Annotated in this window: 14 protein-coding genes and 1 pseudogene; 4 read left to right on the top strand and 11 right to left on the bottom strand. The window is 71.7% G+C overall.

The window, feature by feature from the left end; genetic code table 11:
• The 5 genes and pseudogenes from STRIP9103_RS37070 to STRIP9103_RS37050 all read right to left on the bottom strand — a co-directional run.
• Positions 1-1,172 (bottom strand): annotated as a pseudogene (locus STRIP9103_RS37070) (hydrolase); the annotation flags it as partial.
• A gap of 539 nt (positions 1,173-1,711) precedes the next feature.
• Positions 1,712-2,089, bottom strand: coding sequence for a hypothetical protein (locus STRIP9103_RS37065; protein WP_009333157.1), 378 nt, complete (start codon positions 2,087-2,089; stop codon positions 1,712-1,714).
• A 3-nt stretch (positions 2,090-2,092) separates the two neighbouring features.
• Positions 2,093-2,338: a hypothetical protein gene (locus tag STRIP9103_RS37060; protein ID WP_009333148.1), complete on the bottom strand. Its 246-nt coding sequence runs from the start codon at positions 2,336-2,338 to the stop codon at positions 2,093-2,095.
• A gap of 126 nt (positions 2,339-2,464) precedes the next feature.
• Complete coding sequence (locus STRIP9103_RS37055) at positions 2,465-4,708, bottom strand: glycoside hydrolase family 9 protein (RefSeq protein ID WP_009333143.1); 2,244 nt, start codon at positions 4,706-4,708, stop codon at positions 2,465-2,467.
• Between the two features lie 189 nt (positions 4,709-4,897).
• Complete coding sequence (locus STRIP9103_RS37050; RefSeq protein ID WP_009333154.1) at positions 4,898-7,987, bottom strand: glycoside hydrolase family 2 TIM barrel-domain containing protein; 3,090 nt, start codon at positions 7,985-7,987, stop codon at positions 4,898-4,900.
• A gap of 290 nt (positions 7,988-8,277) precedes the next feature.
• Between STRIP9103_RS37050 and STRIP9103_RS37045 the strand changes: the two genes are divergently transcribed.
• Together STRIP9103_RS37045 and STRIP9103_RS37040 are read left to right on the top strand one after the other, a co-directional pair.
• Positions 8,278-10,692: a SpoIIE family protein phosphatase gene (locus STRIP9103_RS37045; protein ID WP_078614176.1), complete on the top strand. Its 2,415-nt coding sequence runs from the start codon at positions 8,278-8,280 to the stop codon at positions 10,690-10,692.
• A 189-nt stretch (positions 10,693-10,881) separates the two neighbouring features.
• Positions 10,882-12,141, top strand: a complete 1,260-nt coding sequence (locus STRIP9103_RS37040) for an SLC13 family permease (RefSeq protein ID WP_009333125.1) — start codon at positions 10,882-10,884, stop codon at positions 12,139-12,141.
• A gap of 28 nt (positions 12,142-12,169) precedes the next feature.
• Here the strand turns inward: STRIP9103_RS37040 and STRIP9103_RS37035 are convergent, their stop codons facing one another.
• Positions 12,170-13,087, bottom strand: a complete 918-nt coding sequence (locus tag STRIP9103_RS37035; RefSeq protein WP_048821658.1) for a helix-turn-helix domain-containing protein — start codon at positions 13,085-13,087, stop codon at positions 12,170-12,172.
• Positions 13,088-13,151: 64 nt separating this feature from the next.
• Between STRIP9103_RS37035 and STRIP9103_RS37030 the strand changes: the two genes are divergently transcribed.
• Together STRIP9103_RS37030 and STRIP9103_RS37025 are read left to right on the top strand one after the other, a co-directional pair.
• On the top strand, positions 13,152-13,955 hold the full coding sequence (locus STRIP9103_RS37030) for a phytanoyl-CoA dioxygenase family protein (RefSeq protein WP_009333141.1): 804 nt from the start codon (positions 13,152-13,154) through the stop codon (positions 13,953-13,955).
• Between the two features lie 228 nt (positions 13,956-14,183).
• Positions 14,184-15,050 carry a hypothetical protein gene (locus STRIP9103_RS37025; RefSeq protein WP_234022397.1) on the top strand — a complete coding sequence of 289 codons (867 nt, stop codon included), beginning with the start codon at positions 14,184-14,186 and terminating at the stop codon, positions 15,048-15,050.
• 83 nt (positions 15,051-15,133) lie between these two features.
• On the opposite strand, the gene STRIP9103_RS37020 is transcribed toward STRIP9103_RS37025, so the two are convergent.
• The 5 genes from STRIP9103_RS37020 to STRIP9103_RS37000 all read right to left on the bottom strand — a co-directional run bounded on the left by STRIP9103_RS37020 (position 15,134) and on the right by STRIP9103_RS37000 (position 20,510).
• Positions 15,134-15,799, bottom strand: a complete 666-nt coding sequence (locus tag STRIP9103_RS37020; protein ID WP_009333131.1) for a response regulator transcription factor — start codon at positions 15,797-15,799, stop codon at positions 15,134-15,136.
• Positions 15,796-17,049 (bottom strand): sensor histidine kinase, encoded by a 1,254-nt coding sequence (locus tag STRIP9103_RS37015; RefSeq protein WP_009333127.1) that lies wholly within the window; start codon positions 17,047-17,049, stop codon positions 15,796-15,798. The genes STRIP9103_RS37020 and STRIP9103_RS37015 overlap by 4 nt, the downstream gene beginning before the upstream one ends.
• A 209-nt stretch (positions 17,050-17,258) precedes the next feature.
• The gene (locus STRIP9103_RS37010) at positions 17,259-18,116 is read right to left on the bottom strand and encodes an ABC transporter substrate-binding protein (protein WP_009333152.1); all 858 of its coding nucleotides are present in this window, start codon (positions 18,114-18,116) and stop codon (positions 17,259-17,261) included.
• A gap of 516 nt (positions 18,117-18,632) precedes the next feature.
• Positions 18,633-19,292: a flavoprotein gene (locus STRIP9103_RS37005; RefSeq protein ID WP_009333145.1), complete on the bottom strand. Its 660-nt coding sequence runs from the start codon at positions 19,290-19,292 to the stop codon at positions 18,633-18,635.
• 201 nt (positions 19,293-19,493) lie between these two features.
• Positions 19,494-20,510 (bottom strand): helix-turn-helix transcriptional regulator, encoded by a 1,017-nt coding sequence (locus STRIP9103_RS37000; RefSeq protein ID WP_009333150.1) that lies wholly within the window; start codon positions 20,508-20,510, stop codon positions 19,494-19,496.
• Positions 20,511-20,876: the final 366 nt, after the last annotated feature.

Genomic DNA, 20,876 nt, shown 5'->3' with positions numbered 1-20,876 from the left:
GGGCGGCCGGCCGCGGTGGGCGGTGTCGGCGAGGCGGTGGTGGGCGGTGTCGGCGAGGCGGCGGTGGATTCGTCGTTGCCGTCACCGGTGTCGGGCGCGGTGGAGACACCCCCGGCGGCGCTGGTGGAGGCGGCCGGATCGGCACCGCTGCCGTCGTCCGAGAGCAGGGCGGCGCCGAGGATGGCGGCGAGCAGTGCTCCGGAGCTGACGCCGACCGTGAGCAGTGCCCGGGAGTTACGCACCGAGGAGGTGGTCCGGCGGCGCTGGGCGGGGATCTGGGAGAGCAGACGGTGGCGACCGCCGCTCCCCGGGCGTCTTGAGTTCCCCTGGTACGGCATCCGGCCGGGCCGGGAGTCGAGATAGCGCCGGGCGCCCCAGCCCAGCACGGCCTCGGCGATGACCCCACCGAGCCCGCTCTCGAAATGGCTGAGTTGCTCGGCGGCGTAACGGCAGTAGCGGCACTCCAGCAGATGCTGCTGGACATCCGGCAGCAGGGCGCCGCCGCGGCGAATCGGCACGTCCAGGAGCCGGTTGTAGAAGCGGCAATCCTTGGACGGAGCGAGTTCACGGTGGGCGCGGACGCAGCCCTCACGGAATTTGTCGCACGCCTGCTCCAGCGCGGCCACCGCGCTGTCGGTGTCCAGGCCCAACAGACCAGCGGGTATGGTTACCGTTTCGGCTTCGACCTCGGTGTGCCACAGCAGGCACTGGGCGACCGCCGGGAGCGCCTGGAAAGAGCGTTCGACGAGCTTGCGATTTTCGGGCGTCATCGACTTCGCCGCCCTCATACCGCGCCCCCCGGCGGGTTTCTTCAAGTCCGGGAGGACACCGGATATCCGGTCCTCGGCGGACCACTCCTTGACGGTGTCCCGGGCGGCCACGAGAAGCCGGGGCCGCAGGGCGACCCCCGACTCGCCCCGCATCAGCCCGTCGAGCACCCGGTGGAACGCGGTCGCGGTGACCATCGAGGCGACGCCCGAGGCGGAGGCGAGGCAGATGACCGCGTAGTCGTACGTCGGTTGCCAGTGACGCGCCATCAACAGTGCGACGGGATCGCCGGTGCCGCCTTCCGGCCAGCCTCTCAGCCGGGCGGCGAGAGTCTCGTCCGGCTCCCCGGGGACCGGCCCGGGAGCGGGGGCGTAAGAGGGGCGAGGCGGGTGGGGGGTGTGCACAGAGCGGGTTCCTTCCAAGGCGCAAAGATGGCACACGGAGTTCTGGCCGCCGAAAAGGGCCCTGGATTGGTGCATACCTTTTTGGCGGGCGCCGGGAATGCGGCCGGGGACTGAGCCGCACGATGGCCGTCGGCCGTGAGCCTTTTGGGCCCTTCGGCGACCCGAAATGCCAAGTGGCCTTTCAGGCCGGGCCATTGCCCCTGCGCAGGATGTTCACCCTTGCACAAGTTACTCATGGCTAACAAGGCACTTGGGCAACATCCGCATCACTAAAAGCAGGTCAGATGACCGGAATCAATCCTTCCGGCGCCGGGCGAAGTCTTCCGTATCGCAGGGACATTCAAGATCTCAAGCACCCCGTGTGAACCATGCGCACACCCCGGTGGCCCACGCACGCTCCCGGTACACGGGCGGTTCGTTGTTGACTGAAATCGGCCAACTCGCCAAGGCCCCGCGCGGAACGGCGGCTCTCCCGCGCGAAACGGGCCGCCGACCCTGTTCCTCCCGCCCTCGGTCGGCGGCCCCGGCGGGCGGATCGCTCAGATCTGCCAGGACCGCAGCCGGTCCGCCGCCCCGTACACATCCGCCTTCCCGGAGATCAGGTCGCGCGCGAGGTCCACCAGCGCCCCGTAGGGCGGGTCGATGCCGACGCCGCTGACGAACATATAGGCGACGGCCGTGGCACAGGCGAAGCGCGCGTTGGCGGCCGGGAGGGGCTTGAGCACCGCCAGGGTGTGCAGCAGCGCGGCGGCCCGCCAGGCGGGGTCGGAGTCGACACCGAGGCGGGGCGGGTCCACGCGATGCCGGGCCACGGCGGCGACGAGCGCGGAGAAGTCGTTGATGGTGGGCTGCTCGGGCATGACCTCTTCGTGGCGCTGCAGCAGCCACGGCACGTCGATATGGATGACGGGAGCCATCGGTCAGACGGCCCGTCCCTCCGCCTTGGCGGCGGGTTCGTCGTCCGGGAAGGCGGCGGCGAATTCGTCGGCGTGCGTGGTGAAGAACTCCCGGAAGGCCTCCGCGCCCTCCTTCAGCGCCCGGTGCCGCACTATGTCGGCCGCGGCGGCCTCACGCACGAGCGCCTTCATCGACGTACCGCGCTCCTTGGCGATCTGCCGCAGGTCCTCTAGCTCACGGTCGCTGAACTCCACATTCAGAGCTGGCATGCGCCAACGGTACCGCGCGGGTACTTACCCGTAAATAGTCGCAGGTCAACGGCCATGCGGTGCGGTACCGAACGCATGCGGCCGACGTCCCGGGGACGTCGGCCGCAGGGGGTCACGGCAAGGCGCTCAGATCTGGTCCGCCACGAAGGAGGCCATCCGTGCCAGCGCCGCGTTCCAGTTGATCGTGTGCTCGTTGGTCGACCAGGACTGGATGTCGTCGATGTAGCAGAACTGGCCGACGCAGCCCTGGAGTCTGCTCTGTGCGAAGGGGTCCTGGATGCTCGAGTTGGGGCCGCCGGCGAGGGTGCCCGGCGGCGGGTTCGGCAGATCCGGGTCGAGCTGGTGGGCGTACCAGCGGCTGTGCTGGTTGCGGGCGTCCACGTCGCCGTAGCCGGTGACGTAGGAGATGTTGAGGGCGTTGCGGCCGAAGAGATAGTCCATGCTCTGCAGCGCGCCCTCGCGGTACTTGGACGCCCCGGTGATGTCGTACGCGGTGGCGATGACGACCGCGTTGTTGAGGATCTGGTGGTTGGAGCCCCAGTCGTAGAGGTTGCCGTCGGGCGCGTACGGCATGCCGTACGGGTGGGCCCTCAGCGTGGCCAGATAGCGGTCGGCGCCCTTGATCACGGACTGGCGGACCTTGTCGCGGCCGGGCAGCTTGTTCGGCACGGTCGCGAGGTCGAGGCGGCCGGCGGCTGCCGTCCTGGACCAGTCGAAGCCGATGGGGCCGAAGATGTCGGCGGTGTGCACCGGCGAGGCGAGGACGAAGTCGGCGAACTCCTTCTCGCCCGTGGTGAGGTACAGCTGGGCGGCGGCCCAGTAGAACTCGTCGGTGACGTTGTTGTCGGAGTAGGTTCCGCCGCCGACGCCGTCGCTCTCGGAGGCGTACATCGCGGGGTGGTCGAGGGCCGCCGCCCAGGCCGTCCGCGCCGCGTCGAGGGTCTTCGCCGCGAAGTCCCGGTCGTACGGCCGGTACAGGCGGGCAGCCTGCGCGGCCGTCGCCGCCAGGTTGAGGGTGGCCGCGGTGCTCGGCGGGTGCAGTTCGCGCTTCTGCGGGTCGTCGGCGGGCATCAGGGGCAGGCCGGTCCACTGCTCGTCGTGGATCTTGTGGTGGGCCATGCCGGCGAGCGGCTGCCCGTCCGGCACCTGCATCTTCAGCAGGAACTCCAGCTCCCAGCGGACCTCGTCGAGCAGGTCGGGCACCTTGTTGCCGCTCTCGGGGATGGTCAGCGAGCCGTCGCCGAGCTTCTTGGACTCCCCGGTGCGGGCGTGCAGGGAGCGCTCATAGGTGCTCAGCACCTCCCAGGTGGAGATGCCGCCGTTGACGACGTACTTGCCGTGGTCGCCGGCGTCGTACCAGCCGCCGGTGACATCGAGGCTGTAGTCGCAGACGCCGGGCCGGCAGGGCACGTTCCCGTCGCCCTGGTTGGGCGCGACGTCGACGTGGCCGGCGGCGCGGCCGTAGCCGGGGCGCAGTTCGTCGCTGATCTCGATGCCGCTGCGCTGGGTGTAGTAGTACTTCAGCGAGTCGAGCCGGAGCCGTTCGTAGGCGCTCGGGTCGATGTCGAAGGGGCGGCTGGTCTCGCCGTCGGCGACCAGCGTGAACCCGGTGCCGCGCTTTCGGTACGAGCCGAAGTCGATCGAGTGGACGTTCTGCCCGGAGGAGGCGTCGACGCCGCGCGGGGTCGTCTGCCCGTGGGCGACCACGGCACCCGAGCTGTTCTTCAGCTGCCAGGGCAGTTTCCCGGTGGCCTCGGTGACCAGGGTGGCGTTCTTGGGCCCGGCGGGCAGATAGGCGACCTGGTTGACGCGCACCCGGGGCCCGGTGTCGGGCTCGTACACCTCCGGCGGGACCCCGCCCAGCAGCGACACATCGTCCATGCAGAAGCTGAACGGGGCTGTGTTGCCGCCGAGTTGGAAGGCCACCTGGCCCTGGGTGATGTCGACGGGTGAGGTGAAGGTGTAGGTGTACGAGTCGCCCGAGACGTTCAGCTGCGGGCTCACCTCGAAGTAGGTGTCGTACGGCGCCACCGACAGACCGACGACCGCCCGCAGGACGTTGCCCTGGGGCGTGCCGGAGGCGGTGAAGCCGAAGCGGTACGACTCGCCCTTGACGAGGGTGATGTCGTTCTGGCCGATCGCGGCGTCCCAGCGGTTGGTGGTGCCGCCGGGGATGTCGGCGCAGAGGCGGCCGTCGGTGAGGCCCGCGGTGACGTTGCTCGTCGTCCACCAGGGTGCGGTGGTGGTGTCGAAGGTGCCGTTCTTGACCTGTTCGACCTCCTCGGCCTGGGCCGTGCCGGTGGGCAACGCGGTCAGCGCCGCCGCGAGAAGGGCCGTCACGGCGAGCAGGGTGGTTCTGCGTCGTTTCACGTCTGGGTCTCCTCGGGGGAGGTGGGGGCGCACAGAGGTGACGGGGGTGACAACGGCATGGGAGCGCTCCCAGATGCGGACGTTGGCCATGCTGTTAGAGACATGACAGTCCGTCAACGGTCCGGACGGGACTGGTTCTCCGTCCGGACCGAAGCGGCGGTCCCCAGGGAAGAGACGCAGCCATGTGGTTCAGACCGCGAGCACGTCCAGCCTGCTGATCCGCACCGCGCCTCGCGCCTCGCCCGGATGACGGCTCGTCATCGTGAGCCGGGCCCGGGTGCCGCGAACGGGGGTGAACGTGATCACCGTGGGGGCGTCGGAGGCCGTGGCCCAGTCGACCTTCGCGTTCTCGGCGGGCACGTACGCCTTGCCGTCCCACACCGCTACTTCGACGGCCTCGGGAAGCGTGTGACCCGCGTCGACGGTGAAGGAGACCTCGACCCGGTCGACCGTGCCGGGCCGCCCCCAGTCGACGGACACCCAGTCCTCCGGCCGTGCCCCGCTGAACGCGGGCAACAACGCGGTGGCCGCCTTGACGAAGGCGTTCGACCAGCCCGTGGCGGGGTCGCCGTCGAGCATGGCGGCGGGCAGGGTGTCGGGCCGCCCGGAGTAACTGGCGTCGGCGAAGGGATAGTTCACGGGGGCGGGATGGTCGGGCCCGAACTCGGCGGCCGGAGTGGTCGACTTCGAGTGGGCCGGGGTCGCGCGGACGGTCGCCTTCCCGGTGCGCAGGCCCTCCGCCCGCGCCGTGACCTTCATCGATCCGGGCTCGGTCCCGGACCGTACGATCGCGAGGGCCTTGCCGCCGAACGCGGTCCGGGTGCCGGCCTGGTAGCGCTCGGCGCTCTCCTCACGGCCGTTGTCGAGCCCTGCGAGGGAGCCTCCCCGTACGTCGAACGAGATCAGATGCTGGGCGTCGGGCACCACCACGCCCCGGGTGTCGACGATCTCGGCGGTCACGAAGACCAGGGAACGCCCGTCCGCCGCGACGGATCTGCGGTCGGCGGTCAGGCGCACCGCGTGCGGCTCACCGGCCGTGCGCAGGACGTCGGTGGCGACGGCCTTGCCGTCCCTGCGCGCCACCGCCTTCAACTCGCCCGGCGCGTAGGGGACCTTCCAGGTGAGGTGGAGCTTGCCCGCGCTGCCGTTGGGGCTGGTGTAGCTGCCGGGGTAGGGGCCGTCGGTGAAGGTCTTGTCGTCGCCGGTCGCCTCGGTGGTCTCCAGATAGGGGCGTCCGTCCACGGTCTTCTTCTCGTCGAACTTCCTTGTGCCGAGGGACTTTCCGTTGAGGAACAGCTCGACGGTGTCGACGTTGGAGTAGGCCCACACCTCGACGGTGTCGCCCTTCTCGTGGTTCCAGGTCATCGGCAGCAGATGGACCATGGGCTCGCTGGTCCACTGGCTCTGGAACAGGTAGTACATGTCCTTCGGGAAGCCGGCCGTGTCGACCGCGCCGAAGAAGGAGGCCTTCACCGGGAAGACGTCGTACGGCGTGGGCTCGCCGATGTAGTCGATGCCCGACCACAGGAACTGCCCGGCGAACCACTTCCGGTCGCGGTCCTTCTTGTGCCCGTACTCGCCGCTCATGGTCCAGGAGGCGAGGTTGTTGTCGTACGAGGAGGTGCCTCGCTTGCCGGGGGTGTGGTTCTCGCCGGTATTGAGGTGCTCCGGCTCCTGGTAGACGCCCCGGGTGGAGGTCTCGGAGGACGACTCCGACTCGAAGAGGAACAGGTTCGGGTAGCGGGCGTGCAGCGCGTCGACCGACTTGGCGGTGTTGTAGTTGAGGCCGAGGCCGTCGAGCTTGGCCAGGATCAGATCGCCGGGGGTGCCGGGGGCGGGGACGCTGCGGTGGCGGTGGGAGCCGATGACGACCGGGCGGGTGTCGTCGGACGCCTTGACGGCGGCGATCAGCCGGTCCGCCATGGCGAGGCCGGCGGTGGAGGTGAACTCGGAGATCTCGTTGCCGATCGACCACACGAGGACGGCGGGCGAGTTGCGGGCCGCCAGCACCATCTCCGTGACGTCCCGGTCGGCCCACTCGTCGAAGAAACGGCCGTAGTCGTAGCGGGTCTTGGGGCTCTTCCAGCAGTCGAAGGCCTCCACCAGCATCATGATGCCCAGCTCCTCACAGACTCGGATCATCTCCGGCGAGGGCGGGTTGTGCGAGGTACGGAAGGCGTTGACGCCCATCGACTTCATGATGGTCATCTGCCGGCGGATCGCGTCGACGTTGACGGCGGCGCCGAGCGCGCCCAGGTCGTGGTGGAGATCGACGCCCTTGATCTTGTGATGAGTGCCGTTGAGGTGGAAGCCCTCGTCCGGGTCGAAGCGGAAGGTGCGGATGCCGAAGGTCGTGCGACAAGTGTCGGTCGTCCTGCCGTCGACGCGCAGCTCGGTCTTCAGGGTGTAGCGGTGCGGGGCCGCGAAGTCCCACAACTTCGGTTCGTCAACGGTGAGTTCATGGGTCTCGGTCGCCGTGTCGGTGACGGCGACCGTGGAGGACGTACGGGCGACGGTACGGCCGCGCGGATCGACGATCCGGGAGACGACCTCGACGTCCGCTGCGGCGCCGGAGGCGTTCACGAGGGAGGTCCGCACGTGGACGGCGGCGCGCTCCTCGGTGATGTCCGGCGTGGTGACGTGTGTGCCCCAGCGCGCCACGTGCACCGGCTCGGTGACGACCAGGCGGGCCTCGCGGTAGATGCCACTGCCCGAGTACCAGCGGCTGCTGGGCAGCCGGTTCTGCACCTTGACCGCGATGACGTTCTCGGTGGTGCCGTCCGTGTGCAGCAGATCGGTCAGGTCGAAGGCGAAGCCGGTGTATCCGTAGGGGTGGCGGCCGACCTCGGTGCCGTTGCAGTAGACGTAGGAGTCCATGTAGACGCCGTCGAACTCGACCGAGATCCGCTTCCCGGCGAGGGCGGGCGGCAGGGTGAAGGCGGTGCGGTACCAGCCGAGGCCGCCGGGGAAGAAGCCGGTGCCGCTGGTGGTGTTGTGCTGGGTGGTCGGGGCGAGCTCGATGCTCCAGTCGTGCGGTACCGCGACCTGCCGCCAGGCCGAGTCGTCGTACTCGGGCTTCGCGGCGTCGGCGTACTCGCCGGTCGGGTCGGTGATGCCGCCCGGGTTGACGAGGGCGAAGCGCCAGCCGTCACGGAGGGGGATGGCGCGTTCGGTGGACGCGGGTCTCGCCTGAGGTGCGGCGACGGCGGTGCCCACCAGTGCTCCGGCCATCGGGGCGGAGGCGCCCGCGATGAGTAAGGACCTGCGGGTGACGGTCAAGGGTGATCCCTTCGTCGGATGTGCGGGTGGACATTCCGGGAACTGCAAGGCGCCACAAGCAATCACAATTGATCGCGAACAAACAGAATCTGACGACGTGTTCAAGAAGACGTCAAGGGTCCCTCGCACCACTTGCCGAACACCCGGCTACGACAGCCCCCTCAGGGACGCGAGGCACCGCGCCACCCGCCACAGCCGACCCACGGTTTCCCGTCCGCTTTCCCAGCGGAGCGCATAGGCTGGATTTCGCCCGTAAACCCGTTCGGTCCAGCGGAATGGAACTCGCCACGATGAGGAGCCGCAAGGTAGCGCACGGTGACACCCCTGCGTATGCCCTGGACGGTGCCGCGACGGCACGGACGGCCATGGACGGCGACGGCGTCGTCGTCGAGTGGAACGAGGGGGCCACACGGCTGCTGGGCTGGTCCGCGGCGGACGTCGTGGGGCGCCCCGCCGCGGAGCTGCTGGCCCCCGAGGCGACCTTCGTGCCACCCTCGCCGGGCAGCCTGAGCTGGAGCGGCACCGTCGCACTGCGTCACCGCGACGGCCGTACGGTCACCGCGTGGCTCCTGGCCCATCACCGGGCGTCGAAGGACGGGGACGGCGGCGGGGGCTGGCTCGTTCTGTGTCCGCTCGACGATCCCGGGCCGCTGGTACGGGACGATCCGCTGGCGGCGGCGGTGATGGTCCAGTCGCCGTGCGCCATGGCGGTCTTCGACGACCGGCTCCGGCTGCGGGGGATCAACGACGTGATGGCGGACGCCGTGGGCATGCCGGAGGAGAACCTCCGGGGGCTGCACATGTCGGAGATCGTGGGCGGGCGGCAGGGCGAGAAACTGGAGCAGCATCTGCGCGAGGTGCTCGCCCTGGGCCGGCGCAAGGACGTGCAGACCTTCCTGCGGGCCGCCGACGAGGCCGGCGCCCACGCCTGGTCCGCGGCGATCGCACCGCTGTTCGACTCCGCCGGAGCCGCGATCGGGGTCTGTGTCACCGGGCACGACATCACCGAGCAGTATCTGGCCCGGCAGCGGCTGCAGCTGGTGAACGAGGCCAGCATCCGCATCGGCACCACTCTCGACGTCCGGCGCACCGCCCAGGAACTGGCCGACGTGTGTGTGCCCGTCCTCGCCGACTTCGTCAGCGTCGACCTCATGCAGGCCCTGGACCACGGCGACGAACCGCACGAGGGTCCGCTGTCGCCGCCGTTCGTCCTGCGCCGCGCCGCCCACCAGTCGGTCACCCCGGGCTGCCCCGAGGCCGTGGTGGAGATGGGCCGTACGGACGTCTACCCGGCCACCTCACCGCAGGCGGCGTCCCTGATGGTCGGGCACACCATCGTGGCGACGGACCCGGCGAACACACTCGTGGACTGGCTCGCCTGGGACCCGATACGCAGCGCCCGGGTCAAGGAGCTGGGCGTCCACACCACCATGTCGGTGCCGATCCGGGCCCGCGGCACCACCCTGGGGGTGGCCGTCCTGACCCGTTTCAGACGGCCCGACCCGTTCACCTCGGACGACGAACTGCTCGCCGAGGAGGTCACGGCCCGCGCCGCCGTCTGCATCGACAACGCCCGCCGCTACTCGCGCGAACGCGAGACCGCACTCGCCCTCCAGCGCAGCCTCCTCCCCCAGACCCTCCCCCGTATGCCCGCCCTGGAGGCGGCCTCCCGCTACCTTCCGGCGGCACAGGCCGGGGTGGGCGGCGACTGGTTCGACGTGATCCCGCTGTCCGGGATGCGGGTCGCCATGGTCGTCGGCGATGTCGTCGGGCACGGCGTCCAGGCCTCCGCGACCATGGGGCGCCTGCGTACCGCCGTACGCACCCTCGCCGACGTCGACCTCGCCCCCGACGAGCTGCTGACCCACCTCGACGACCTCGTCGTGCGGCTGTCGGCGGAGGCCGGCGGCGAGGGCGTGACCGGTGAGGTGGGTGCCACCTGTCTGTACGCCGTGTACGACCCGGTGACCCGCCGCTGCACCTTCGCCCGCGCCGGGCATCCGCCGCCGGTGGTCCTCGACCCGGATGGACGGCCGATGGAGGTGAACGTGCCGTCGGGGCAGCCGCTGGGCCTCGGCGGGCTGCCCTTCGAGTCCACCGAGCTCGAACTGGCCGAGGGGACCGTCATCGCCCTCTTCACCGACGGGCTGATCGAGACCCGGGACCGCGACATCGACACCGGCCAGGAGCTGCTGGCCCGGGCCCTGTCCGGCCGCAAGGGCCCGCTGGACGACATCTGCCAGGAGGTCGTCCACTCGATCCTCCCCACGGGCAGCACCCCCGACGACGTGGCCCTGCTGCTGGCCCGCACCCGAGGGCTCAAGGCCACCCAGGTCGCGACCTGGTCGGTTCCGGCCGACCCCGCGTTCGTCGCCCGGACCCGGCAGTACGTCCTGACGCAGATGGCGCTGTGGGGGATCAGCGAGGCGGCGTTCACGGCGGAGCTGGTGGTGAGCGAGCTGGTCACCAACGCCATCCGGCACGGCGCCCCGCCCATCCAGCTGCGGCTGATCCACGACGACACCACCCTGATCTGCGAGGTCTCCGACGGCAGCGGCACCGCTCCGCATCTGCGCCGGGCCAAGACCTTCGACGAGGGCGGCCGGGGGCTGCTGCTGGTGGCCCAGCTGACCCAGCGGTGGGGCAGCCGGCACACCGAGGACGGCAAGACGATCTGGGCGGAGCTGACGTTGTCGGAGGAGTGAGGCGGGCGTCGGGGCGTCGGGGCGTCGGGGCGTCGGGGCGTCGGGGCGTCGGGGCGTCGGGGGAACGCTGCCGCAGGTGGCTCGCATTGTTGCCTCCGGTTCGGTACCGCACGTGTGTTCACCGGTCGCTGATGGGTGGCTGTAGGGTGCACCAGTTACCGCGCCGCTGAACGTCCTGAAAGCCACGCCGTGAACGTCCCCTTCGTCGAGGTCCTGTCCGTCGTCCTGCTCGTCGTGGTCCTCGGCTGTGCGGTCGCCCGGCCGTTCGGGCTGCCCGAGGCGGTGGTCGCCGTACCGGCCGCCGGAGTGGCGGTCGCGGCCGGTGCCGTCTCCCTCGAACACGCGCACGCCGAGGCCGAGTTGCTGGGCCCCGTGCTCGGATTCCTGGCCGCCGTCCTCGTGCTGGCCAAGCTGTGCGACGACGAGGGGCTCTTCCAGGCGTGCGGAGCATGGATGGCGCGCGCCTCGGCGGGACGGCCCCGGCGGCTACTGGGCTCGACGTTCGCGCTGGCCTCCGGCATCACGGCGGTGCTGAGCCTGGACGCGACGATCGTGCTGCTCACCCCCGTGGTGTTCGCGACCGTGGTCCGGCTGGGCGCCCGTCCCAAGCCGCATGTGTACGCCACCGCGCATCTGTCGAACACGGCGTCGCTGCTGCTGCCCGTCTCCAACCTCACCAACCTGCTGGCGTTCACGGCGAGCGGGCTGACCTTCACCCGGTTCGGCCTGCTGATGGCGGCGCCCTGGGCGGTGGCCGTGGCCGCCGAGTACCTGGTGTTCCGCCGGTTCTTCGCAGCCGATCTGGACGCGGGGCCACCGACGTCGCGGGAGACCGTCGAGCCGCCCGAGTTGCCGCTGTTCGCGCTGGTCACCGTCCTGTGTACGCTCGCCGGGTTCGTGGTGACGTCCGCGCTCGGCGTCGAGCCCGCGTGGGCGGCGCTGGCCGGGGCCGTGGTGCTCGCGGTCCGGGCGCTCGTCCGCCGTTCCACGACCCCGGTGGCGCTGCTGCGGTCGGTCTCGCTGCCCTTCCTCGCGTTCGTGCTGGCACTGGGCATCGTGGTGCGCGCGGTGGTCGACCACGGTCTCGCCGACGCGCTGGGCCGGCTGATGCCGACCGGCTCCGGGCTGTTCGCCCTCCTCGGCGTCGCCGCCCTCGCCGCCCTCCTCTCCAACGTCATCAACAACCTCCCCGCCGTCCTCGTCCTGGTCCCCCTGGCCGCCCCGCTCGGCACGGGTGCCGTCCTCGCCGTGCTCCTCGGCGTCAACATCGGCCCCAACCTCACGTACGCCGGTTCCCTGGCCACTCTGTTGTGGCGGCGCATCGTCCATCAGCACGAACACGACGTGGACCTCGGGGAGTTCACGAGGCTGGGTCTGATCACCGTTCCGGCGGCGCTGGTCCCGGCCGTGGGGGCGCTGTGGGTGTCGTTGCGGGTCTTCGGCGGCTGAGGGGCCGTTGAGGGGCCGGGGTCACTGATCAGCCGTCGTCCCTGAGCCCCTGCCGGTACGCGCCCGGCGGCACCCCGTAGCGCTGCCGGAACACCCGGCTGAAGTGGAAGGGGCTGCCGAAGCCGGAGGCTGCGGCCACGCGCTCCACCGGGAGTTCGGTCGCCTCCAGGAGGCGGGCGGCGTGCAGCAGACGGGCGTGGAGGAGGGCGCGCATCGGGGAGTGGTCGAGCTGTTCGGTGAAGAGGTGCGCGAAACGGGACGGGGAGAGGGAGACCCGCTCGGCGAGTGAGCGGACGGTGTGCGGGGCGGCCGGGTCCGCGGTGATCAGGTCCGCCGCCCGCCGGACCCGGGGGTCGACCCCCGACCGGCGGGGCTCGGCCCGGGCCGCGGCGAGCAGCACTACCTCCTCCAGCGAGCAGAGGGCCAGTTCACGCGCCGCCGCGCCGTGGGCCACCGCGATCTCACCGTCCATGGGAGCGGCCTCGGGCGCCGGGGGTGTGCCCTCCCCCGTCCAGCGGGCGTCGGCGAGCATCCGGCGGAAGGCCGCGTCGACGCGCTCCCGGATGCCCCCGGGTGTCGGGGGGACGACGTACAGCCGGTCCCCGATGTCGTACGGGCGCAGCCAGGCCGTCCAGGACGCGCGTGGCTGGCAGTGCACCCACCAGAAGGCCCAGTGCCCGGCGCCGGGCCCGACGGAGTAGTGCTGCGGCACGCCCGGGCCGAGGACCACGAGGTCGCCGGGGGCCGCCGCCGTCTTTGCCGCGCCCTGCCGCAGCAGTCCGCCGCCGCCCGTGGTCCAGGTGAACAGCCAGCTGTCCGCTCCGCGCGGCCGGTTGACGGCGTACGGCGGGCGCTGGTCGAAGCAGCCGATGATCACCTGGCCCGGTGGTGGGGACGGGTCGGCGGGCACAGCGGTCTCGGACAAGTCATCAGCACGCACAGGCATCCTCCCGACAGGCGCTCGGATCTAGCGTGAGACACGGTGGACGACAGCGAGAAAGGACGCGTGGATGACAGTCACGGACAAGGTCGGGTTCCGGTCCGAGTTCGAGGAGAACGGCTATCTGGTGGTGCGGGGGTTGTTCTCCGCCGCCGAGATCGAAGAGCTGTGCGACCGCTTCGCCGCCCTGAAGGCGGGCGGTCCGATTCCGGGGCACTTCCAGCCCCGGTCCTCCGGCCCTGAGGCCGCCGACCCCCTCCACGTCCACCCGCGTGTGATGCACCCCCACCGCATCGACGACCTGTCGCTGCGTGTGCTCCTCGACGCACGGCTGCGGGACATCCTGGAAGGGCTGCTCGGGGAGGAGGTCCTGGCCGCGCAGAGCATGTTCTACTTCAAGCCGCCGGGCGCCCGTGGGCAGGCGCTGCACCAGGACAACTTCTATCTGCGGGTCGAGCCGGGCACATGTGTCGCCGCGTGGATCGCCTGCGATGTGATCGACCGGGACAACGGCGGCCTGGAGGTCGTACCGGGCACCCACCGCATGGATCTGTTCTGCCCGGAGGAGGCGGACGAGGGGCTGTCCTTCGTCCGCGAGTACGTCCCGCCGCCGCCCGGCCTCACCGCCATACCCGTCGACATGGCACCGGGCGACGTCCTCTTCTTCAACGGCAGCCTGGTCCACGGCTCCCAGCCCAACCGCACCGCCGACCGCTTCCGCCGCTCCTTCATCGGGCACTACGTGGGCCGCTCCACCGAGCGCATCGGCCGCTACTACGACACGCTCACGATGAGCGGCGAACCCGTCCCGCTGCCGGAGAGCGAGGGCGCGGGCCCGTGCGGCACGGAGTTCGAGCCGGCGGGCGCTCACTGACGGTTCGACGGGCGAAACCGACATGGCCCTCCAACCGGGGTCCTGACCCCGGTCGTGCCGCACACTCCCCCTCCCTTCTGCGCCCCCGCCCGGCTCCGGCAGGCAGGTGACGGTCCGGCGTGGGAGGAGAGGGGCGGGCGGCGGCTCGCGCATCCGCGTGGCACATGACCGGCGAAGGGCTCACAGGTCACAGTCGTACGGGAGGCAGCGGTGCCGATGCCACGTCCGATGTCCTCGACGAAGCTCCGCGCGATGCGCCGGGCGCTGGTGGCGGGGGCGGTGCTGTTCGCCGCGACCGGCTGGAGCGCCCCCGCCGCGTCCGCTCCGGGCGCCGCCGCCCCGGCACCCACCACTCCGTCGACCCTCTGTGTGCCCGCCGGGACCCTCCGGGGCGACGGCGGGCAGCGGGCCTCCGTCAGCCTGTGTGCGACCGACGGCACCCCGACGCTGTCCGTGTCGGCCCCGGCCACCTGTGAACTCCCGGGCGCGGACGGCCCGTTCACCTGTCTGACGTCGGGTCGTTGGACTGCCCGGCAGAACGGCCGGGCGGTCGCCACGGGGCTGCTGCCCGGCGGTCGGGACTACCCCGGGCCCGGCACCTACGACATCACCGCCACCGTGCACGTACGCTCGACACCCGCCGGTGTCGACCTGCGTGGCGGCGTCCACGCGACGCTCACCCTGTCCGCGCCCAAGCCCGAGCCCACGCATCGGGTCGAGGTGGACGGGGGTCCCCTGCGGCCCGGTACCACGACGACCCTGAGGTACAGAGTCGCCCGGGACAGTGAGAAGGGCGACGACAGCGCGCGGTTCGGGCTCATCGGGGAAGAGGGGGTGGGCATGAAGCCGGCCACCTCCGACGCGCGCTGCGGCAACCCGCTGCCCGGCCGTCACCCGTCGACGGCCAGGACGCCCCATGTCCTGGACTGCGCCCTGACCGGGCTCCAGCCGGGCCGCCCCACCACGGTCACCGTGCGGGTCTCGCTCAAGGGCACATGCGGCACGGTCGTCTCGAAGCTGGGCTACTGGATCCCGCAGGGGCAGAGTCTGTACACCGGCGGCATGCTGGCGGGTCCGACGGTCGGCTGCGGCTGAGCGTCACACACCGGCCGGGCCGGGCACACGAGTTCAGCCGCACGCACCGGCCGAGCCGGCGTGCCCACGCACCGTACATCGGCTCACCCCAGTTCGAGCAGCCCTCGCCGTACCGCCTCCGACACCGTGCTCGCCCGGTTCTCCGTGCCGAGCTTGCGGTAGATGCGGACGAGGTGGGTCTTGATCGTGGCCTCGGTGAGGTGGAGGGAGCCGGCGATGGAGCGGTTGCTGTTGCCCTGGGCGAGCAGTCGTACGACCTGGATCTCCCGTTCGGTGAGGTCGGTGCCCGGATCGGTCCTGCGGCAGGCGAGGTGGCCCGCGACCTCCGGGGCGAGCCCCATGCCTCCGCCGGCGGCGGCGCGTACGGCGCGGAAGAGTTCCTCGGGCGGGCCCGCCTTGAGGATGTAGCCGCGGGCGCCGGCCTCCATCGCCCGTACGACGTCGCCCTGGCTGCCGTAGCTGGTGAGGACGACCACGCGAGTGTCCGGGGTGTCGGCGGTGATGCGGCGGGTCGCGTCGAGGCCGCCCACGCGGTCGCCGGGTGCCGTGTCGTCCGTGAGGCGCAGGTCCATGAGGGCCACGTCGGGGCGGAGCCGCGCGGTGAGGCGTACGGCCTCTTCGCCGTCGCCGGTCTCGCCGATGACGTCGAAGCCGGGTTCGCCGGTGAGGAGGGCGCGCAGTCCGGCGCGTACGACGGCGTGGTCGTCGACGATCAGGACGCGGAGCGGGGTGTCGGGTGCGGCGGTCACCGGAGGACCGCCGGGCCCGCGAGGGCGAGGGCGTTCAGGGGCAGCGTGGCGCGGGCCAGGGTGCCGCGGCCGGGTGCGCTGCGGACGGTGAGCGAGCCGCCGAGGGCGTGGAGGCGTTCCCGGCCGGCGGTCAGCCCGAGGCCCCGGTCGCCCGGTCTCGTCGACGCCGAGGTCGACGCCGCCGCCGGGTCGAAGCCCACGCCGTCGTCCCGTACCTCCAACGTGACCGTCGTGTCGTCTCGGTGGTCGAGGGTGACCCAGACATGGCGGGCGTGGGCGTGTTCGCGGGCGTTGGCCAACAGGCCCTGGGCGACGCGGAGGAGGGCGGCGGCGCCTTCGCAGGGCAGATGGCCGGGTTCGCCCTCGGTGCGGAACACCACCCGGGAGGGCGTGGCCGAGTCGCGGGCGCACAGAGAGCGCAGGGCGGCGGCGAGGTCGTCGTGTTCCAGGGCGGGCGGGGTGAGATCGCGGATGATGGTGCGGGTTTCGGCGAGGTTGGCGCCGAGTGCGTCGGCGACCGTGCGGACCTGGGTGCGGGCGAGGTCCGGACGGCGGTCCCAGTCGCGGTCGGCGGCCTGGAGGAGCATACGGCTGCCGGCGAGTTCCTGGGCGAGGGTGTCGTGCAGATCGCGGGCGATGCGGGCGCGTTCGGCGAGCCGTCCGGCCTCACGCTGTCCGCGCGCCAACTCGGCGCGGGTGCGGCGCAGTTCGCCCAGCAGCCGCTGCTGGGACCGGTAGAGGGCGACGGTGGCCCAGAGCGCGGCGGCCGGGGGCGCCACCAGTTCGGGATGCAGGACCTCGGCGGTGCGGGCGATGAGAACGACGAGGAGCACGGTGATCACCGCGACCACGGCGACCGCCGTACGGTCCCTGAACATGCGCAGGGCGAGGATCGCCAGCGGCAGCGCCAGCCAGATGTAACTGGTGGCGATCGGCGCGGGCATCTCCCAGGAGATCCACCACCACAGCACCAGCAGCGCCGCGAGCCAGAGGGGTCTGCCGCGCCGGCCGAGCCGGTCCCAGAGGGCGAGCCCGCCGACGTACCCCGCCGCGAGCAGCGTGATGAGCGGGAGCAACTCCCAACACAGCGTGGAGTACCGGGAGTTCTGATCGACGAGGCGGAGCAGACCGCCGCCGACGACGGCCAGGAACACCAGGTCTGGGAGCCGTCGGAGCGACAGCGATCCTCGGCGCACGCAGGCGGACAGCGATCCTCGGCGTGATGGGGCGGGGGCGGCGATGGCGGGCACGGTGGCGGTTCCCTCTGCGACGGTCCGGACTGGCGTGGAGCTGGCGCGGCAGCAGAGTGTAGGCAGTGACCGGTGTGACAGGAGTAAAGGGATCCGCCGTGCCCGCCGTTTTCGGCCAGCGGTCCGGGGCATCGCCCCGGATCAGGGTCCGGGGGCATCGACCCGGGACCAGTGTCCGGGGCATCGACCCGGGATCAGGGCGACAGGGCCTACCGGCCGGGGTGCAGTCCCAGCACGCCCGGCGTGGGCTCGCCCCTGACCTCGCCGAAGTAGAGGGCGAACGTCTGCTTCAGGCGCTCGATCCCGGCGCGGTCCTCCATGAAGCGGGGGAAGCCGTCCACGTGGGCCTCGGGGATCTCCCACACCGGCTTCAGCGAGGCGTTCGGGGTGACGTCCGTACGGACCGACCAGCCGCTGGAGCCGGCCAGTTGGCGCTCTTCGGACAGTGCCCAGTTCAGGTAGAGCTTGGCGGCCGTGGGGTTCGCCGCCTTCTTGAGGATCGCGGCACGCTGGCCCCAGGCCATGAAGGGGTGTCCTTGCGGTGCGACCCACTGGATCGGGGCCGAGCCCACGACCGGGGTGCCCGAGCCGCCGACGCCGATGGTCTTCTGCTTGGCGTTGACCGCGAGGCGGGCCGAGTGGGAGCCGCGGGCGAACTGTGGCTGCTGCGCGGCGAATTCGGCCACCCAGTCCCAGCCGTACGTCTCCTGGTAGAGGGAGAAGAGGTAGAGGACCGCGTCGTCGTCGTGCGGGTAGGAGGAGGCGATGGCGCCCTTCCAACGGGGGTCGAGCAGGTCCAGCGGGGACTTCGGGGCCGCGGCACCGGCCGCCGCCACGTCGTAGAAGAAGCTGAAGGCGATGACCGAGACGGCGGTCCACGCGCCGTCCGGATCGCGGAAGGCCTTGTGGAGTTCGGAGAATCCGGCGGGCTTGTACGGCAGCAGCTTGCCCTGGCGCTTCCAGCGGGTGAAGTCCTGGAGTGTCTGGAGCTGGACGAGGTCGGGGACCAGCGTGTCGGTGGCGAGCTGGTTGTCGACGCGGACGTCGTGGTACTTGCTGTAGTCCACGACGATCGTCAGGTCGATCTCCGGGAACCGGCCGGTGAAGGCGGCCCGGGCACCCGCCGCCTGGCTGTCGACGTCTCCGCCGGAGTAGATGACGAGCTTGCCGCCCTCGGCAAGAGCCGCCTGGTACAGCTCGTCGAGCGAACGGGTCTCCTCGCGGCCGGACCGTGAGCCGGTGCTGCCCGACGCGCCCGAGGCGGAAGCGGAGGCGGCTCGGGCGGAGGCGGGCCTGTGCGGTACCGGTGGCGACGAGCCCGCCGAGCGCGGCTCCGGCCCCGGTGGTGAGGATGCGTCGTCTGCTGAATGTGCCGGTCATGTGGGGGAGAGTCCTTTCCGCGGCGCGACCCGTACGGCGGCACCGCTGCGACAGCGCCGCCAGTCCCCGACCGGGAGAGGGCGCCGCGCGTCGCCCGTAAGCCGACGACCGGTTCAACCGTTCGGTTGAACGGGAACCGGAACCGGAACCGGGCTGCGGGCTGCGGGCTGCGGGCTGCGGGCTGCGGGCTGCGGCATGGCACGTCAACCGGAGTCGACGTCGTCGGCTTCCGGGGCCAGCAGGTCGAGTGCCCGCGCCCAGTGGAACTCCGGGCGCCCGCCGTCCTCGTCGGTGTCGCCGGCGTACGGATCGCCGAACCGTACGCCCATGCCACGCAGCCGCTCCAGGCTCGCGCGGTACGCCGGGTGCGCGGCCAGGGCGTCGGCGACACAGGGCAGTACGGCGATGGGGACACCGAGGCCGTACGCCTCGCAGAGGGTGCCGAGGGCGAGGGTGTCGGCCGTGCCGGCGGCCCACTTGTTGATGGTGTTGAAGGTGGCGGGCGCGACCACGACGGCGTCCGGCGGCGGGAAGGGACGCGGATCACCCGGCGACCGCCAGGCGGAACGGATGGGCCGCCCGGTCTGCGCCTCGACCGCCGCCGCGTCGAAGAAGCCGCCCATGGCGACGGGCGTGGCGATGACCCCGACCTCCCAGTCGCGCTCCTGTGCCGCCGTGATCAGCTTGCTGACCTCGATGGCGATCCCGGCGGCGCAGACGACGACGTAGAGGAAGGGTTTGTCGAGCGACGGCTCGGTGGGGGACGGCCTGGCGCTGGTCGGATTTTCGGGGGACGGCTCGGCGTGGGAGGGGTTCCGGGCCTGTCCTGTGGTCGGCTCGGTTCCGGTGAGAGTGTCGGTCATCCGTCGAACCCTACTGAGCCGAACTGAGCCGCGCTGGAGCGGAACTCGGTCTCCGGATCACCGCTCGACGAAACGGCCGGGTCAACGCTCCACGAGGCGGCCGGATCACCGCTCCACGAAACGACCAGGTCACCGCTCGACGAGGCGGCCGGATCACCGCTCCACGAAACGACCAGGTCACCGCTCGACGAGGCGGCCGGGTCAACGCTCCACGAAGCGTTCGACGTCCTCCGCCGTCGGCCGGAGCAGCCCGTCCCGTACGGCGAGGGCCGTGGCCTCGGCGCGGGAGGCGGCGCCGGTCTTGCGCAGCAGGTGCTCGACATGGGTGTGCACGGTGCGCGGGGAGAGGAACAGCGCCTGCGCGATGGCCTGGTTGGTCTGCCCGGTGGCCGCCCGGGTGAGCACTTCCAGTTCGCGCGGGCTGAGGCCGTACGGCAGTGGGGCGGGCGCCTCGTGCACGAGGACCGCCCCGCGTACGACCGCCGTGCCGAGGGTGTGCCGGCGGAGGGTGACGCGGTGCCAGTCCTGCCCGACGGGCCAGAGCAGGCGCAGCCGGGTGCCGTGCGAGTCGGCGAAGGCGCGCGCCAGTCGGCGGAACTCGGTGTCGTGGAGCACCGCGGCCGGGTCCCGGCCGGGGACTTCGAGGACTTCCTCGGCGACGAGCAGGCTCGCCCCGCCCTCCGCCGGCAGGTCGTGGAGGTCGCCGATGTGGGCGGTGGTGTCGGCGAGGACGCCCAGGGCCGGCAGGAGGGAGGCGAGCAGGCGGCGGGTGGCGGTGTCGTACGCGTCCGGGGTCTGCGTGGAGAGGGTGATCAGGCCGACCAGCCGGCCCCGGTGGCGCAGGGCGCCCGTCACCGCGTCGCGGACGCCCGCCGGGCGCATCCGCTCGGCGTAGAACCAGCCGTCGCGGTAACGCTCGCCCGGGTCCTCGGTGTCCTCGGAGATGGAGGGCGGGATCTCGCTGCGCAGCACATTGCCGTACCAGGGGGTCGAGACGAACTCGGCGGCCAGGGCCTCGGAGATCTCGGCGTCGTAGCCGACGCCCGCGATCTGCGCGTATGCGCCGGTGATCGGGTCGAACTCCAGCAGCGTCGCGGCGTCGAGGGGCAGGGCGCGGCCGAGTTCGTGCAGCGCCTCGGCGCAGGCGGACGCGGTGTCGCGCTCACGGGTGAGCATGCCGATGCGGGTGGCTGCCGCGAGCTGGTGGTGGTCGAGCATCCGAGCCTCTCTGGGGCGGCCCGAGACCGCATTGGTCTTTTGGTCCCTAACGATATGAGGCCGGACGTTCGGTGGACAAGGCATTCACCGATTCCGGATTCATCGACCTGTAGGCCGGGGTTGGCTGATCCGTGCCCCGGGGTTGGCCGACCAGTGCCTTGGGGTCGGCGGGGTGTGGGTGCCGGTTGGCGGGGTTGGCCGGGGTGTGGGTGCCGGTTGGCGGGGTTGGCCGGGGTGGTGGGGCCTCGGCTCGGGGGTGGTCCGGGGCTGTGGGTCGGGGGTCGGGCCGCCGCTCGGGGGAGCCGGGCCCGGGGGTCGCGGGGTGGTCCGGGGCGGTGGGCTGGGGGCCGGGCCACCGGTCGGGGG

This window comes from Streptomyces ipomoeae 91-03 (genome assembly GCF_000317595.1).
GTDB classification, from domain to species: Bacteria; Actinomycetota; Actinomycetes; order Streptomycetales; family Streptomycetaceae; genus Streptomyces; species Streptomyces ipomoeae.
This window is presented reverse-complemented; position numbering and strand designations above follow the sequence as displayed.

Excerpts from the sequence above, each read along its gene's own strand:
- STRIP9103_RS37065 (WP_009333157.1), bottom strand. The coding sequence starts at position 2,089 with ATGGCTCCCGTCATCCATATCGACGTGCCGTGGCTGCTGCAGCGCCAC.
- STRIP9103_RS37060 (WP_009333148.1), bottom strand. The coding sequence starts at position 2,338 with ATGCCAGCTCTGAATGTGGAGTTCAGCGACCGTGAGCTAGAGGACCTG.
- STRIP9103_RS37045 (WP_078614176.1), top strand. The coding sequence starts at position 8,278 with ATGAGGAGCCGCAAGGTAGCGCACGGTGACACCCCTGCGTATGCCCTG.
- STRIP9103_RS37035 (WP_048821658.1), bottom strand. The coding sequence starts at position 13,087 with ATGCCTGTGCGTGCTGATGACTTGTCCGAGACCGCTGTGCCCGCCGAC.
- STRIP9103_RS37030 (WP_009333141.1), top strand. The coding sequence starts at position 13,152 with ATGACAGTCACGGACAAGGTCGGGTTCCGGTCCGAGTTCGAGGAGAAC.
- STRIP9103_RS37025 (WP_234022397.1), top strand. The coding sequence starts at position 14,184 with ATGTCCTCGACGAAGCTCCGCGCGATGCGCCGGGCGCTGGTGGCGGGG.
- STRIP9103_RS37005 (WP_009333145.1), bottom strand. The coding sequence starts at position 19,292 with ATGACCGACACTCTCACCGGAACCGAGCCGACCACAGGACAGGCCCGG.
- STRIP9103_RS37000 (WP_009333150.1), bottom strand. The coding sequence starts at position 20,510 with ATGCTCGACCACCACCAGCTCGCGGCAGCCACCCGCATCGGCATGCTC.